Source organism: Neisseria sp. DTU_2021_1001991_1_SI_NGA_ILE_055, from assembly GCF_032342915.1.
GTDB lineage: Bacteria > Pseudomonadota > Gammaproteobacteria > Burkholderiales > Neisseriaceae > Neisseria.
Genome location: NZ_CP135440.1, coordinates 2,143,953 through 2,159,499, shown reverse-complemented (window position 1 = coordinate 2,159,499; position 15,547 = coordinate 2,143,953). Strand labels below are relative to the sequence as shown.

The following is a 15,547-nucleotide window of genomic DNA, read 5'->3' as shown; positions in this document are numbered from 1 at the left end:
GTCTGAAAACAAGACTCTGTTTTCAGACGGCCTTTTTGTTCAAATATGTAAAACGGAAGAGTTTAAATCGATAAATCCTTTACACCATAATAATAAAATTACATGATAATCAAAAAGATAATATAAAAAAGAATATGTAAACGTTTTTCAGTTTGTTGACAGTCTGCTAGAATACATCCAGTTACAGACAGCCTCCACACACAGGCCGTCTGAAAATACAGAAACTCTGAAAGGTTTGTATGGATCAATTTTTCGAACAGCTTCACGGCTTGGTAAACGCCATCAACGACCAAATGTGGTCGGGATTGGTATATATGCTTTTAGGCGCAGGCCTATTTTTCACCGTTACCACCGGTTTTGTACAATTCCGCCTCTTCGGCCGTAGTATCAAAGAAATGTTGAGCGGCCGCAAACAAGGTGATGATCCGCACGGAATCACACCGTTCCAAGCATTCGTTACCGGCTTGGCCAGCCGCGTAGGCGTAGGCAACATCGCCGGCGTGGCGATTGCCATCAAACTCGGCGGGCCGGGCGCGGTATTCTGGATGTGGGTAACCGCCTTAATCGGCATGAGTTCGGCGTTCGTCGAATCTTCACTGGCCCAACTCTTTAAAGTCCGGGACTACGACAACCACCACTTCCGCGGAGGTCCTGCCTACTACATAACTCAAGGCCTGGGACAAAAATGGCTGGGCATTTTGTTCGCCCTGAGCCTGATTTTCTGTTTCGGCTTTGTATTTGAAGCCGTACAGACCAATACCATCGCCGATACCACCAAAGCGGCATGGGGCTGGGATCAACACTATGTCGGTGTCGCCCTGGTCATTCTGACTGCCCCTATTATCTTCGGCGGTATCCGTCGCGTATCTAAAGCCGCGGAAATTATCGTTCCGCTGATGGCGGTTTTATATCTCGTCATAGCACTCTTCATCATTGCTACCAATATTTCCCTGATTCCTGACGTGTTCGGTCAGATTTTCTCCAACGCGTTCAACTTCGATTCGGCTGCAGGCGGTTTCCTCGGCGGTCTGATTTCGACCACCATGATGCAGGGTATCAAACGCGGCCTGTATTCCAATGAGGCGGGTATGGGTTCCGCGCCGAACGCCGCAGCCGCAGCCGAAGTGAAACACCCCGTCTCCCAAGGCATGATTCAAATGCTGGGCGTTTTCGTCGATACCATCATCGTCTGCTCATGCACCGCCTTTATCGTCTTGACCTATCAACAGCCTTACGGCGACCTGAGCGGTGCGGCGCTGACCCAAGCGGCAATCGTCAGCCAGGTAGGCGAATGGGGAGCGGGCTTCCTTGCCGTCATCCTGTTTATGTTTGCCTTTTCAACCGTTATCGGCAACTATGCCTATGCCGAGTCCAACGTCCAATTCATCAAAAGCCATTGGCTGGTTACCGCCGTTTTCCGTATGCTGGTTTTGGCATGGGTCTACTTCGGTGCAGTTGCCAACGTACCCTTGGTATGGGATATGGCAGACATGGCCATGGGCATCATGGCATGGATTAACCTCGTTGCTATCCTGCTCCTGTCCCCACTTGCCTTCCTGCTGTTGAAAGACTACACAGCCAAGCTGAAAATGGGCAAAGACCCAGAGTTCAAACTCTCTGAACACCCGGGCTTGAAACGAAAAATCAAATCCGATATCTGGTAAAACCAAAGGCCGTCTGAAATTTCAGACGGCCTTTTTAATCCCTGCCATTTAGACAAAACGATGCCCCTTAAAGCAGAAGCCTTAAGGGGCAGAGCGTTGCGGCACATCTTTTCAGACGGCCTTATTGTAGCAACGTTTCTCATTTCGCAGTGCAACAATATGGACAGATTCTAATTCCAAATCGGTACCTAGTCAAGTATTTCATTTGCATGGTAATACTTACCTAGGATATATTTATACTTACCAAACATCACATTACGGAGAAACTGATGGCTGCATTCAAACCCAATCCAATCAACTACATCCTCGGCCTCGATATCGGCATCGCATCCGTCGGCTGGGCGATGGTAGAAATTGACGAAGAAGAAAACCCCATACGCCTGATTGATTTGGGCGTGCGCGTATTTGAGCGTGCCGAAGTCCCGAAAACAGGCGACTCTCTCGCAGCGGCAAGACGCTTGGCACGCAGTGTTCGCCGCCTGACCCGCCGTCGCGCCCATCGCCTGCTTCGGGCCCGCCGCCTATTGAAACGCGAAGGCGTATTACAAGCCGCCGATTTTGATGAAAACGGCTTGATCAAATCCTTGCCGAATACACCATGGCAACTTCGCGCAGCCGCATTAGACCGCAAACTGACGCCTTTGGAGTGGTCGGCAGTCTTGTTGCATTTAATCAAACACCGCGGTTATTTGTCGCAAAGAAAAAACGAGGGCGAAACTGCCGACAAGGAACTTGGCGCTTTACTCAAAGGCGTAGCCGACAATGCCCATGCCTTACAAACAGGCAATTTCCGCACACCGGCTGAATTGGCTTTAAATAAATTTGAGAAAGAAAGCGGCCATATCCGCAACCAGCGCGGTGATTATTCGCATACGTTCAGCCGCAAAGATTTGCAGGCAGAGCTGAATTTACTGTTTGAAAAACAAAAAGAATTCGGCAATCCGCATGTTTCAGACGGCCTTAAAGAAGGTATTGAAACCCTGCTGATGGCGCAACGCCCTGCCCTGTCCGGCGATGCCATTCAAAAAATGTTGGGGCATTGCACCTTCGAACCGACAGAGCCGAAAGCCGCTAAAAACACCTACACAGCCGAACGTTTCATCTGGCTGACCAAGCTGAACAACCTGCGTATTTTAGAGCAAGGCAGCGAGCGGCCGTTGACCGATACCGAACGCACCATGCTTATGGACGAGCCATACAGAAAATCCAAATTAACTTACGCACAAGCCCGTAAGCTTTTGAATCTAGACGATACGGCATTCTTCAAAGGCTTGCGTTACGGCAAAGACAATGCCGAAGCCTCAACACTGATGGAAATGAAGGCTTACCACGCCATCAGCCGTGCGCTGGAAAAAGAAGGTTTGAAAGACAAAAAATCCCCATTAAACCTTTCTCCAGAATTACAAGATGAAATCGGCACGGCATTCTCCCTATTCAAAACCGATGAAGACATTACAGGCCGTCTGAAAGACCGTGTACAGCCCGAAATCTTAGAAGCGCTGTTGAAACACATTAGCTTCGATAAGTTCGTTCAAATTTCCTTGAAAGCCTTGCGCCGAATGGTACCTCTAATGGAGCAAGGCAAACGTTACGATGAAGCCTGCGCCGAAATCTACGGAGACCATTACGGCAAGAAAAATACGGAAGAAAAGATTTATCTGCCACCGATTCCCACCGATGAAATCCGCAACCCCGTCGTCTTGCGCGCCTTATCTCAAGCCAGAAAAGTCATTAACGGCGTGGTTCGCCGTTACGGCTCCCCTGCTCGTATCCATATTGAAACGGCAAGGGAAGTAGGCAAATCGTTTAAAGACCGCAAAGAAATCGAAAAACGCCAAGAAGAAAACCGTAAAGACCGGGAAAAAGCTACCGCCAAATTCCGAGAGTATTTCCCCAATTTTGTCGGCGAACCCAAATCCAAAGATATTCTGAAACTGCGCCTGTACGAGCAACAACACGGCAAATGCCTGTATTCGGGCAAAGAAATCGACTTAGGCCGTCTGAACGAAAAAGGCTATGTCGAAATCGACCATGCCCTGCCGTTCTCGCGCACATGGGACGACAGTTTCAACAATAAAGTGCTGGTATTGGGCAGCGAAAACCAAAACAAAGGTAATCAAACCCCTTACGAATACTTCAACGGCAAAGACAACAGCCGCGAATGGCAGGAATTTAAAGCGCGTGTTGAAACCAGCCGTTTCCCGCGCAGTAAAAAACAACGGATTCTGCTGCAAAAATTCGACGAAGACGGCTTTAAAGAACGCAATCTGAACGATACACGCTACGTCAACCGTTTCCTGTGCCAATTTGTTGCCGACCATATGCAGCTGACAGGTAAAGGGAAAAGACGTGTCTTTGCCTCAAACGGACAAATTACCAATCTGTTGCGCGGCTTTTGGGGGTTGCGCAAAGTGCGTGCGGAAAACGACCGCCATCATGCTTTGGACGCCGTCGTCGTTGCCTGCTCGACCGTTGCCATGCAGCAGAAAATTACCCGTTTTGTACGCTATAAAGAGATGAATGCGTTTGACGGTAAAACCATAGATAAAGAAACAGGAGAAGTGCTGCATCAAAAAACACACTTCCCGCAACCTTGGGAATTTTTCGCACAAGAAGTCATGATTCGCGTCTTCGGCAAACCGGACGGCAAACCCGAATTTGAAGAAGCCGATACCCCCGAAAAACTGCGCGCGCTGCTTGCCGAAAAATTATCTTCCCGTCCCGAAGCCGTACACGAATACGTGACGCCACTGTTTGTTTCACGCGCGCCCAATCGAAAGATGAGCGGGCAAGGCCATATGGAGACTGTCAAATCTGCCAAACGACTGGACGAAGGCATCAGTGTGTTGCGCGTACCGCTGACACAGTTAAAACTGAAAGACTTGGAAAAAATGGTCAATCGGGAGCGCGAACCCAAACTATACGAAGCGCTGAAAGCACGGCTGGAAGCACATAAAGACGACCCGGCCAAAGCCTTTGCCGAGCCGTTTTACAAATACGATAAAGCAGGCAACCGCACCCAACAGGTAAAAGCCGTACGCGTAGAGCAAGTACAGAAAACCGGCGTATGGGTGCGCAACCATAACGGCATTGCCGACAACGCAACCATGGTGCGCGTAGATGTATTTGAGAAAGGCGGCAAGTATTATCTCGTACCGATTTACAGTTGGCAGGTAGCGAAAGGGGTTTTGCCAGATAGGGCTGTTGTTGCTTATGCAGATGAAGAGAATTGGACGATAATGGATGATAGTTTTGAGTTTAAGTTTGTACTTTATGCGAATGATCTGATTAAGCTAACTGCTAAGAAAAATGAATTTTTAGGCTATTTCGTCAGCCTAAATAGAGCCACAGGAGCAATTGATATTCGTACACATGATACGGATAGCACCAAAGGGAAAAACGGCATTTTCCAAAGTGTTGGTGTCAAAACCGCCCTTTCATTCCAAAAATACCAAATCGACGAACTAGGTAAAGAAATCAGACCATGCCGTCTGAAAAAACGCCCATCTATCCGTTAAATTAATCTATCCCTGTTTCAGACGGCCTGAAGCAGGGATTTTTTATATAAAAATAAGGGAAAAACATGACTTGGCGCAGCCTGCTCATTCAAAACGGCGGCAAACTATCCTTGCAACGCCGGCAACTGCTGATTCAACAAAACGGCGAGTCCCATACCGTACCATTAGAAGACATCGCCGTTATCATCATCGAAAACCGCGAAACCCTGATTACTGCCCCGCTCCTATCTGCCTTAGCCGAGCATGGTACAACTCTGCTGACATGTGACGAGCAGTTCCTCCCCTGCGGACAATGGCTGCCTTACGCCCAATATCACCGCCAACTTAAAATCCTCAAGCTGCAGCTGAATATAAGCGAACCCTTAAAAAAGCAACTCTGGCAACATATCGTCCGCCAGAAAATCCTAAATCAAGCATTTGTCGCAGACGAAACAGGCAATGATCTTACAGGCAAACGGCTGCGCACTTTGGCAGTCGAAGTCCGTTCGGGCGACACCGGAAACCGTGAAGCCCAAGCTGCCGCCCTCTACTTCCAAGCCCTCTTTGGAGAAAAGTTTACCCGTAATGACAACAATGCCATCAATGCCGCATTGAACTATACCTACGCCGTACTCCGTGCAGCAGTTGCACGCGCCCTGACCTTATATGGTTGGTTACCTGCATTAGGCTTGTTTCATAGAAGCGAACTAAATCCATTCAACCTCGCCGATGACTTTATCGAACCCTTACGCCCATTGGCCGACCTGGTCGTTATACATTTGCATGAACAAGGCCGTCTGAAAACTGATCTGACCCCTAACATCAAACAAAACCTTATCAAGACCCTTCACTGTCAAATCTGCATCGAACGGCAACACTTCAGCACCTTGGCCGCTATCGACAAAATGATTTCTTCATTTCAAGCCAGCATCACCGACAAAAACGCCAAACAGCTGAAATTGCCTGAAATCTTGCCATTGAAAGAATACCAATATGAGTGAGGCCAAATTTATGAGGATTATCGTCTTCTTCGACCTACCGGTTACCACGGCGGCCAAGCGCAAAGCCGCCAATCAATTCCGCCAGTTTCTATTAAAAGATGGATACCAAATGCTCCAACTTTCCGTATACAGCCGTATTGTCAAAGGTCGAGATTCGTTACAAAAACACCACAATAGGCTATGTGCAAACCTACCGCAAGAGGGTTCAATCCGCTGTTTGGAAGTAACAGAAAAGCAATTTGCCACCATGAAACTGCTGTTGGGAGAGCTAAAAACCCAAGAAAAAAGGGTCAATTCAGACCAACTATTATTATTTTAAAGCCACTTTTTTAGTCAAAATAAAACGGGAAACCCTTATAGAATAAGGATTTCCCGTTGGAGTATTGTAGCACTGCGAAATGAGAAAGGGAGCTACAGCGATTCCACAGGTGTGCAATCAGGTCGGGTTATTGTAGCACTGCGAAATGAGAAAGGGAGCTACAGCTAATGCCGGTGGCTTGGCTCACGGATTTAAATTGTAGCACTGCGAAATGAGAAAGGGAGCTACAGCAACCAGTGGCATGATTGCGCCACAGGCTAAATTGTAGCACTGCGAAATGAGAAAGGGAGCTACAGCGACACTTTCAAATTTGCCAAAGACAGAATAATTGTAGCACTGCGAAATGAGAAAGGGAGCTACAGCATACATATCATATTCAACAGTTCCCGTCACATTGTAGCACTGCGAAATGAGAAAGGGAGCTACAGCTTCTACAATTTCATCAACCATTTGGTCAATATTGTAGCACTGCGAAATGAGAAAGGGAGCTACAGCAGCAGCAGACTTAAGCACATCAGCGGGAATATTGTAGCACTGCGAAATGAGAAAGGGAGCTACAGCTTGAATTTGTTGGAAATTCAGGCCACGGCGATTGTAGCACTGCGAAATGAGAAAGGGAGCTACAGCAAGCCGTGAGACCATCTCGTTAAAGTGTCTATTGTAGCACTGCGAAATGAGAAAGGGAGCTACAGCAAACAGCGTATCGGCTTGGCTGTCCTGTTTATTGTAGCACTGCGAAATGAGAAAGGGAGCTACAGCTGGTAGAGTAAAAACAAAAGATGGATGTTTATTGTAGCACTGCGAAATGAGAAAGGGAGCTACAGCATTTATTGCGCTCCAACGCCTCGACTTTCTATTGTAGCACTGCGAAATGAGAAAGGGAGCTACAGCGAGAATCTGCTTGGTCTTGTTCCGCGCTTCATTGTAGCACTGCGAAATGAGAAAGGGAGCTACAGCAAACAGGAGCATTGGCGCAAACAACGACACATTGTAGCACTGCGAAATGAGAAAGGGAGCTACAGCGTGTCGTCATTGATTGGCGTGATTAGCTCAATTGTAGCACTGCGAAATGAGAAAGGGAGCTACAGCATGAAAGCAGACAGCGGCTTCGACCGCGTTATTGTAGCACTGCGAAATGAGAAAGGGAGCTACAGCGTAGGCGTTTCCGTTATCTCCTGCGGTTGCATTGTAGCACTGCGAAATGAGAAAGGGAGCTACAGCTTTCCTTTAATGATTTTCGTCTCGCTGACTATTGTAGCACTGCGAAATGAGAAAGGGAGCTACAGCTCTAAAAGCTGACGCTGGTCTTCCTTATCCATTGTAGCACTGCGAAATGAGAAAGGGAGCTACAGCATGACTATGCTCACTTCTGCCAAGTCTGTGATTGTAGCACTGCGAAATGAGAAAGGGAGCTACAGCGACGAGGGCTGTGTAACGGCGGTTGCACTTATTGTAGCACTGCGAAATGAGAAAGGGAGCTACAGCAAAGGTTTGAGTGTGTCCGCCAGATGCAGAATTGTAGCACTGCGAAATGAGAAAGGGAGCTACAGCCTTCTTCTTGGTCTCGCCCGCCTTACCCTTATTGTAGCACTGCGAAATGAGAAAAGGAGCTACAACTATATTCACCCCATTGAATGAAACAATAAAATTGTAGCGTTGCAAAATAAAATAGAGACTTCCTAAATGAAAAAAGCACTACCTAAACAGGTAGTGCTTTCATATAATTGCTTATTCAGCAGAATCAGCTGCTTTATCAACCAATTCAACCAATGCCAAAGGAGCATTGTCACCTTTACGGAAACCGTATTTCAGTACACGAACATAGCCGCCGTTACGAGCAGCAAAGCGTGGACCCAATTCGTCAAACAATTTAACTACAACATCGCGATCGCGAGTGCGGTTAAAAGCCAAACGACGGTTTGCCAAAGAAGGTTTTTTACCCAAGGTAATCAAGGGCTCAACTACGCGGCGCAATTCTTTTGCTTTAGGCAAAGTTGTCACGATGGTTTCGTGAGTCAACAAGGAATTCGCCATATTGCGCAGCATCGCAGCACGGTGGCTGCTAGTACGGTTTAATTTGCGGTTGCCATTACGATGACGCATGTCATTATCCTTTAATCTTCAAACTTACGGCTTTTCTAAGCCTACAGGCGGCCAAGCTTCTAATTTGGAACCTAATGTCAGACCTTTAGAGGCCAACACTTCTTTGATCTCATTCAAAGATTTACGACCCAAATTAGGGGTCTTGAGAAGCTCGGTTTCAGTACGTTGAATCAAATCGCCAATATAGTAAATATCTTCAGCTTTCAGACAATTAGCTGAACGTACGGTTAATTCCAAATCATCTACAGGACGCAGCAAGATAGGATCGATAGGAGGTGCTTTTTCTTCAACCTCTTCAACCGGAGTACCTTGCAGATCTGCAAAAATAGACATTTGGTCAATTAAGATACGTGCGGCACTACGTACAGCTTCTTCTGGATCAATAGAACCATTGGTTTCAATATCCAAAACCAATTTATCCAAATCCGTGCGTTGCTCTACGCGTGCAGGTTCAACTTCAAAGCTAACACGACTGATGGGCGAAAAGCTCGCATCCAACTGAATCGCACCAATCTGTTTGTTCTCATCACGCAATACGCGACGACCTGAAACAGATTGATAACCACGACCTTGCTCTACTTTAATTTCCATGTCGATTTGACCATTGTCGGACAAGTGGCAAATAACATGTTCAGGATTGATGATTTCCACATCATGTGGCAAATCAATATCACCGGCTACAACAGCACCGGCACCTGCTTTTTTCAAAGTCAACTGAACGTGATTACGACCGTGAAGCTTAAATACGATACCTTTAATGTTCAAGAGAACGTCAACAACATCCTCTTGAACACCATCAATAGTAGAGTATTCGTGCAATACGCCAGAAATAACTACTTCAGTTGGGGCAAAGCCATTCATGGATGACAGTAAGATACGACGCAAAGCATTACCTAAAGTATGACCAAAACCACGCTCAAATGGCTGCATAGACACCTTAGCTCGAGTAGAAGACAAGGTATCTACATCGATTTGACGAGGTTTCAAAAATTCGGTTGTGCTATTTTGCATTTAACTGTCCCTCATTGAGCTAGCATTATTTAGAGTAGAACTCTACCACCAGCTGTTCATTAATATCGCCAGACAATTCTGAGCGATCCGGCATATTTTTGAATACGCCTTCCAATTTGTCGGCATCAACAGATACCCAGCTTGGCAAGCCAATTTGAGTAGCCAAGCTCAATGCCTCTTGGATACGTACTTGTTTCTTAGCTTTTTCACGAACAGCTACAACATCGCCTGCTTTAACTTGGAAAGAAGGGATATTAACAACCTGACCGTTTACAACGATAGCTTTATGAGAAACCAATTGACGTGCTTCAGCGCGGGTAGAGCCAAAACCCATACGATAAACGACATTGTCCAAACGGGACTCCAGCAATTGCAACAGCAATTCACCGGTAGAACCTTTACGACGATCAGCTTCCGCAAAGTAACGACGGAATTGGCGTTCTAACACGCCATAAATACGACGGATTTTTTGTTTTTCACGCAATTGCAAACCGTAGTCTGACAAACGTGGTTTTTTCGCACCGTGCTGACCAGGTGCAGAATCCATTTTACATTTTGAATCCAAAGAGCGACGTGCACTCTTCAAAAACAGATCCGTACCTTCGCGACGTGCTAATTTACATTTAGGGCCAATATAACGTGCCATGTTTTAAATCACTCCAATATTAAATACGACGTTTTTTAGGCGGACGGCAACCGTTATGAGGCAACGGGGTAACGTCAGTAATGCTGGTAATCTTGAAACCAAGAGCGTTTAAAGCACGTACAGAAGATTCGCGACCAGGGCCAGGGCCTTTAATGCGGACTTCTAAATTTTTAACGCCATACTCTTGGGCAACTTTACCAGCTGCTTCTGCTGCAACTTGTGCTGCAAATGGTGTACTTTTACGAGAACCTTTAAAACCAGCGCCGCCAGAGGTAGCCCAAGACAATGCATTGCCTTGACGGTCAGTGATTGTAATGATGGTATTGTTGAAAGATGCATGAACGTGCACAATACCTTCGCTTACGGTTTTACGTACTTTTTTACGTACACGCGAAGCTGTGTTTGCTTTAGCCATTAATCAAATTCCTTAAAATTTATTTCTTACCGGCAATCGCTTTGCGCGGACCTTTGCGGGTACGAGCATTTGTGCGAGTGCGTTGACCACGACAAGGCAAGCCACGACGATGACGGAAGCCGCGATAGCAACCCATATCCATCAGTCGTTTAATGCTCATCGTTACTTCACGACGCAAATCGCCTTCAACTTCATATTTAGCAACTTGCTCACGCAAAGCGTCTAATTGAGCCTCGTCCAAATCTTTTGCTTTAGTAGTAGGAGCAATATTTGCTGCCTCACAAATCAATTTAGCACGAGTCGCACCAATACCATAAATAGCCTGAAGGCCAATTACGATATGGGCATTATTAGGGATATTTACCCCTGCAATACGAGCCATATTTTTTCCTTTTTAGGGCAAAGTATGTCACTATACCACAAAATCAATAGTTAAGAAAACTAGCTTCTTAACCTTGACGTTGTTTGTGACGTGGGTCAGTACAAATTACGCGAACTACACGATTACGACGAATAATCTTGCAATTGCGACAAATTTTCTTTACAGAAGGTTGTACACGCATTTTATTTCCTTTTATCGTTTATCTTGCTCGGAAAACAATCCGAGCACGGGTTAAATCATAAGGAGTTAATTCAACTGTTACCTTATCACCTGGAGAAATACGGATATAGTGCATCCGCATTTTGCCAGATATATGACCAAGTACTACATGATCATTTTCCAGTTTTACTTTAAATGTTGCATTGGGCAAAGTCTCAAGGATTTCGCCCTGCATCTGTATGGTATCTTCTTTAGCCATAAGCCTACTTACGTGACAAAGATTTCATATCTGGACGACTCATCAAGTCTTCATACTGACTACTCATTATGTATGAATTAATTTGCGTCCTAAAATCCATTGTAACAACGACCAAAATAAGCAAAGATGTACCACCGAAATTGATAGTAACATTCCATGCAGTTGTTAAAATTTCAGGTATCAGACAGATTGTAGTAATGTACAAAGCACCAAATAATGTCAACCTTAGTACCACTTTTTCCAAATATCTAGAGGTTTGCTCACCTGGTCGTATACCTGGCACAAATGCACCACTCTTCTTCAAATTTTCTGCCATCTCTTTAGGACTGAATACTAAAGCAGTATAGAAATAGCAGAAAAAAATGATTGTTGACGCAAATAATACGATAAATAAAGTTTTACCATGCTGTAGTTGAGCTGCAATCTGATATAAAACAGAATTTGTATTATTGGAACCAAACCAACCTAAAAGTGTAGATGGAAACAAAATGATACTGGAAGCAAAAATAGGAGGAATAACACCCGCCATATTTAGCTTAAATGGCATATGAATGCTTTGTCCTGACATCATTCCCGAGCCAAACTGTCTCTTCGCATAATGAACAGGAACTTTACGCTGAGCACTCTCAAAATAGACTACAACATATATTAATAGCAACGTACCTAAAGCTATTAATACGGCAGTATGCGATTTCTGATCTAATAATTTAGTAATCCCTGATGGGACACCAGATACAATACCTGCTGTAATAATTAAGGAAATACCATTACCAATACCACGCTCGGTAATTTGCTCCCCTAACCACATCAGAAACATAGTACCTGTAACTAAACAGACCACTGTAGAAATATAAAACTCAAGCGCAGTCGTTACAACAACACCTTGTTGATAAACAAATGATGCAGCCGCAAAGCTTTGCAATACAGCCAACAATACCGTTCCATACCTAGTATATTTCGTAATTATTTTCCTACCAGCCTCACCTTCCTTCTTTAAAGCTTTTAAAGAAGGAATAATCTCCGAAGCAAGCTGTACAATAATCGATGACGAAATATAAGGCATAATGCCAATTGCAAATATAGTAAAGCGCTCCAACGAACCACCCGAGAACATATTTAACATTCCGAATATGCCGTCACGAGCGCCTTCGAATAATTTAGCTAACGCAACAGCATCTACGCCCGGTACAGGTATATGAGCACCAATACGGAAAACGACTAAAGCCCCTAAAAGGAACACTAGACGCTTTTTCAGATCACCAAATTTGGATAATCCTGATAAAGATTGTTGATTAGCCACTATAGTGCAAGCCTTATTCTTCTACTGTGCCACCGGCAGCTTCAATAGCAGCGCGTGCACCTTTAGTAGCTTTTACACCTTTCAAGGTAACTGCTTTTGAAATTTCACCAGAAGCAATAACTTTTACATTAGAAGCAGTTGCAGGAATCAGACCAGCTTGTTTAAGAACCAAGACATCAATCTCGTTCACAGCAATCAGATTTAATTCACTCAAACGAACTTCAGCATTAGCGGCAGCAGTCAAAGATTTGAAACCACGTTTCGGCAGACGGCGTTGCAAAGGCATTTGACCGCCTTCAAAACCTACCTTGTGGAAGCCACCAGAACGGCTTTTTTGACCTTTATGACCACGACCACCTGTCTTACCCAAGCCGCTACCAATACCACGGCCTACACGACGGCTAGCGTGAGTAGCACCCTCAGCAGGTTGAATAGTATTCAAAAACATATTAAGACTCCACTTTCAACAAGTAGCTGATCTTATTGATCATGCCACGGTTTTCAGGGGTATCCAAAACCTCTACTGTATGCTCACGGCGACGCAAACCTAAGCCACGAGCACAAGCACGATGAGATTCAATTGTACCAATCAGGCTCTTAACCAATGTAACTTTAATCTTTTTTTGCTCAGTCATGGTTAGCTCCCAAAATATCTTCTACTGTCAAACCACGTTTAGCAGCAATATCAGCAGGGGTATACAGTTTAGACAAACCGTCTAATGTAGCACGTACAATATTGTAAGGGTTAGTAGAACCATGCACTTTGGCTGAGATATTATGGATACCCATAGCATCAAATACTAAACGCATTGGACCACCAGCTTTTACACCGCTACCTTCTTTAGCAGGTTGCATAAATACCTTAGTAGCGCCATGACGACCAATAACTTCATGATGAATAGTACCATTTTTCAAAGGTACTTTAATCATAGAGCGGCGTGCTTGATCCATTGCTTTTTGAACAGCAACTGGCACTTCTTTTGATTTACCCTTACCCATACCGATGCGACCATCGCCATCACCAACAACAGTCAGTGCAGAGAAAGCCATAATACGGCCACCTTTAACTACTTTAGTCACGCGATTAACTGCGACCATCTTTTCAATCAGGCCATCACCGCGTTCTTCAATTTCATGTTTTGCCATCTGAAAGTCTCCAAATATTAGAAGCTTAAACCATTTTCACGTGCAGCTTCAGCCAAAGCTTTCACACGACCGTGATATTGGAAACCTGAACGGTCAAAAGCAACTTTTTCAACACCTACTGCTTTAGCTTTTTCAGCAATACGCTTACCAACTACAGCTGCTGCTTCAACGTTGCTACCTGATTTCAGGCTACTACGTACTTCAGCTTCCAATGTAGAGGCTTGAGCCAATACTTTATCACCTTCAGCACTAATTACTTGAGCATAAATATGATTATTGCTGCGGAACACACATAATCTTACCATTTTCAAGTCCGCAATACGCGCACGGGTTTTGCGTGCACGACGGAGTCGGGTTGTATGTTTATCCATTAGTGAACCTCAATTATTTTTTCTTGGCTTCTTTCATCACTACCACTTCACCTACATAACGAACACCTTTGCCTTTATAAGGTTCAGGAGAACGGAATGCACGAATTTCAGCAGCGACTTGGCCAACCACTTGTTTATCTGCACCAGTCAAAACGATTTCTGTTTGGCTAGGAGTTTGAACAGAAACACCTTCAGGCATTTCGTATACGATTGGATGAGAGAAACCCAAAGACAAGTTCAAAACTTTGCCTTGAGCTTGGGCACGATAACCCACACCAATCAATTGAAGTTTTTTCTCAAAACCTTCAGAAACACCCTTAACCATGTTATTAACCAATGCACGAGCAGTACCAGACATAGCATTAGCCTGTTTACTGTCATTCTTTGCAGCAAAAGTCAATTTACCATCGTTTAGTTCAATAGCAACATCGGAATGCAAAGGAAAAGACAATTCGCCATGTTTACCTTTGATTACCAATGCATCTGTTCCGAATTTTACTTCTACACCAGCAGGAACAGTCACTGGGTTTTTTGCGACGCGTGACATTTACATTTCTCCACTAGGCTACGATGCACAACAACTCACCACCAACACCCTCAGAACGGGCTTTGCGATCAGTCATCACACCTTTAGAAGTACTAACAATAGCAACACCCAAGCCATTCATTACGCTAGGGATCTCGCTTGATGCTTTGTAAATACGCAAACCAGGACGTGAAACACGTTTAATTTGCTCAATCACAGGGCGACCTGCATAGTATTTCAATTGAATTTCCAATACCGGTTTTGCATCAGCAGAAACCGTAAAATCCTCGATATAGCCTTCATCTTTCAGAACTTTTGAAATTGCACATTTCAATTTTGAAGAAGGCATGGCAACAGTTGCTTTATTAGCACGTTGCGCATTGCGAATACGAGTCAACATATCGGAAATAGGATCATGCATACTCATTATTTATACTCCTATTACCAGCTAGCTTTAACAACACCAGGAATCTCGCCACGCATAGCGATTTCACGGATTTTAATACGACCCAAACCAAATTTACGGAAAGTGCCACGAGGACGACCTGTTAAAGCACAACGACGACGTTGACGTACAGGTGCTGCATTACGAGGAATGGATTGAAATTTCAAACGTGCTTCAAAGCGTTCTTCTTCAGTCGCATTAGCATCATTAATAACAGCGAAAATTGCCTCACGTTTAGCTGCAAACTTTTTCGCCAATGCTTGACGTTTCAGCTCACGATTAATAAGTGCTTTCTTAGCCATG

The 15,547-nt window shown here is 44.8% G+C and carries 19 protein-coding genes and 1 CRISPR repeat array; of the genes, 4 read left to right on the top strand and 15 right to left on the bottom strand.

Translation table 11 applies throughout. The annotated features are described in order from the left end of the window. Positions 1-239: 239 nt before the first annotated feature. From RRV97_RS10245 to cas2, 4 genes are all read left to right on the top strand, one after another. Entirely contained in the window at positions 240-1,664 is a 1,425-nt protein-coding gene (locus RRV97_RS10245; RefSeq protein ID WP_070814094.1) for an alanine/glycine:cation symporter family protein, read from the top strand. A 269-nt stretch (positions 1,665-1,933) separates the two neighbouring features. Beyond that, positions 1,934-5,182, top strand: a complete 3,249-nt coding sequence (cas9, locus tag RRV97_RS10240; protein WP_315611449.1) for a type II CRISPR RNA-guided endonuclease Cas9 — start codon at positions 1,934-1,936, stop codon at positions 5,180-5,182. Between the two features lie 65 nt (positions 5,183-5,247). After that, positions 5,248-6,162 carry a type II CRISPR-associated endonuclease Cas1 gene (cas1, locus tag RRV97_RS10235; protein ID WP_315611448.1) on the top strand — a complete coding sequence of 305 codons (915 nt, stop codon included), beginning with the start codon at positions 5,248-5,250 and terminating at the stop codon, positions 6,160-6,162. Beyond that, positions 6,155-6,481 carry a CRISPR-associated endonuclease Cas2 gene (cas2, locus tag RRV97_RS10230; protein ID WP_036493500.1) on the top strand — a complete coding sequence of 109 codons (327 nt, stop codon included), beginning with the start codon at positions 6,155-6,157 and terminating at the stop codon, positions 6,479-6,481. The genes cas1 and cas2 overlap by 8 nt, the downstream gene beginning before the upstream one ends. 63 nt (positions 6,482-6,544) lie before the next feature. Beyond that, a CRISPR array of direct repeats spans positions 6,545-8,098; the repeat unit is 36 nt; unit sequence ATTGTAGCACTGCGAAATGAGAAAGGGAGCTACAGC. A 111-nt stretch (positions 8,099-8,209) separates the two neighbouring features. On the opposite strand, the gene rplQ is transcribed toward cas2, so the two are convergent. The 15 genes from rplQ to rpsN all read right to left on the bottom strand — a co-directional run bounded on the left by rplQ (position 8,210) and on the right by rpsN (position 15,546). Further along, entirely contained in the window at positions 8,210-8,584 is a 375-nt protein-coding gene (gene rplQ, locus RRV97_RS10225) for a 50S ribosomal protein L17 (protein WP_036493502.1), read from the bottom strand. A 24-nt stretch (positions 8,585-8,608) separates the two neighbouring features. Beyond that, positions 8,609-9,595: a DNA-directed RNA polymerase subunit alpha gene (locus RRV97_RS10220; RefSeq protein WP_315611447.1), complete on the bottom strand. Its 987-nt coding sequence runs from the start codon at positions 9,593-9,595 to the stop codon at positions 8,609-8,611. A 25-nt stretch (positions 9,596-9,620) separates the two neighbouring features. Then, a complete protein-coding gene (gene rpsD, locus RRV97_RS10215) occupies positions 9,621-10,241 on the bottom strand; it encodes a 30S ribosomal protein S4 (protein ID WP_003749296.1) in 621 nt (206 codons plus the stop codon). A 19-nt stretch (positions 10,242-10,260) separates the two neighbouring features. Then, positions 10,261-10,656, bottom strand: coding sequence for a 30S ribosomal protein S11 (gene rpsK / locus RRV97_RS10210; RefSeq protein WP_002216249.1), 396 nt, complete (start codon positions 10,654-10,656; stop codon positions 10,261-10,263). Between the two features lie 19 nt (positions 10,657-10,675). Then, complete coding sequence (rpsM, locus tag RRV97_RS10205) at positions 10,676-11,038, bottom strand: 30S ribosomal protein S13 (RefSeq protein WP_003749295.1); 363 nt, start codon at positions 11,036-11,038, stop codon at positions 10,676-10,678. Between the two features lie 67 nt (positions 11,039-11,105). Further along, complete coding sequence (gene rpmJ, locus RRV97_RS10200) at positions 11,106-11,219, bottom strand: 50S ribosomal protein L36 (protein WP_003697674.1); 114 nt, start codon at positions 11,217-11,219, stop codon at positions 11,106-11,108. Positions 11,220-11,237: 18 nt separating this feature from the next. Next, positions 11,238-11,456 carry a translation initiation factor IF-1 gene (gene infA / locus RRV97_RS10195; protein ID WP_003684714.1) on the bottom strand — a complete coding sequence of 73 codons (219 nt, stop codon included), beginning with the start codon at positions 11,454-11,456 and terminating at the stop codon, positions 11,238-11,240. Between the two features lie 4 nt (positions 11,457-11,460). Next, complete coding sequence (gene secY / locus RRV97_RS10190; protein WP_254343428.1) at positions 11,461-12,756, bottom strand: preprotein translocase subunit SecY; 1,296 nt, start codon at positions 12,754-12,756, stop codon at positions 11,461-11,463. A 13-nt stretch (positions 12,757-12,769) separates the two neighbouring features. Beyond that, on the bottom strand, positions 12,770-13,204 hold the full coding sequence (gene rplO, locus RRV97_RS10185; RefSeq protein ID WP_254343427.1) for a 50S ribosomal protein L15: 435 nt from the start codon (positions 13,202-13,204) through the stop codon (positions 12,770-12,772). Position 13,205: 1 nt separating this feature from the next. Continuing rightward, on the bottom strand, positions 13,206-13,391 hold the full coding sequence (rpmD, locus tag RRV97_RS10180) for a 50S ribosomal protein L30 (protein WP_003684808.1): 186 nt from the start codon (positions 13,389-13,391) through the stop codon (positions 13,206-13,208). Next, entirely contained in the window at positions 13,384-13,902 is a 519-nt protein-coding gene (gene rpsE / locus RRV97_RS10175; RefSeq protein WP_003684704.1) for a 30S ribosomal protein S5, read from the bottom strand. The genes rpmD and rpsE overlap by 8 nt, the downstream gene beginning before the upstream one ends. A 17-nt stretch (positions 13,903-13,919) precedes the next feature. After that, a complete protein-coding gene (gene rplR / locus RRV97_RS10170) occupies positions 13,920-14,273 on the bottom strand; it encodes a 50S ribosomal protein L18 (RefSeq protein ID WP_003749287.1) in 354 nt (117 codons plus the stop codon). Positions 14,274-14,286: 13 nt separating this feature from the next. Further along, positions 14,287-14,820 carry a 50S ribosomal protein L6 gene (rplF, locus tag RRV97_RS10165; RefSeq protein ID WP_003749285.1) on the bottom strand — a complete coding sequence of 178 codons (534 nt, stop codon included), beginning with the start codon at positions 14,818-14,820 and terminating at the stop codon, positions 14,287-14,289. A gap of 13 nt (positions 14,821-14,833) precedes the next feature. Beyond that, the gene (gene rpsH / locus RRV97_RS10160; RefSeq protein ID WP_315611446.1) at positions 14,834-15,226 is read right to left on the bottom strand and encodes a 30S ribosomal protein S8; all 393 of its coding nucleotides are present in this window, start codon (positions 15,224-15,226) and stop codon (positions 14,834-14,836) included. 14 nt (positions 15,227-15,240) lie between these two features. Beyond that, entirely contained in the window at positions 15,241-15,546 is a 306-nt protein-coding gene (gene rpsN / locus RRV97_RS10155; protein ID WP_003684736.1) for a 30S ribosomal protein S14, read from the bottom strand. Between the last annotated feature and the right edge of the window lies 1 nt (position 15,547).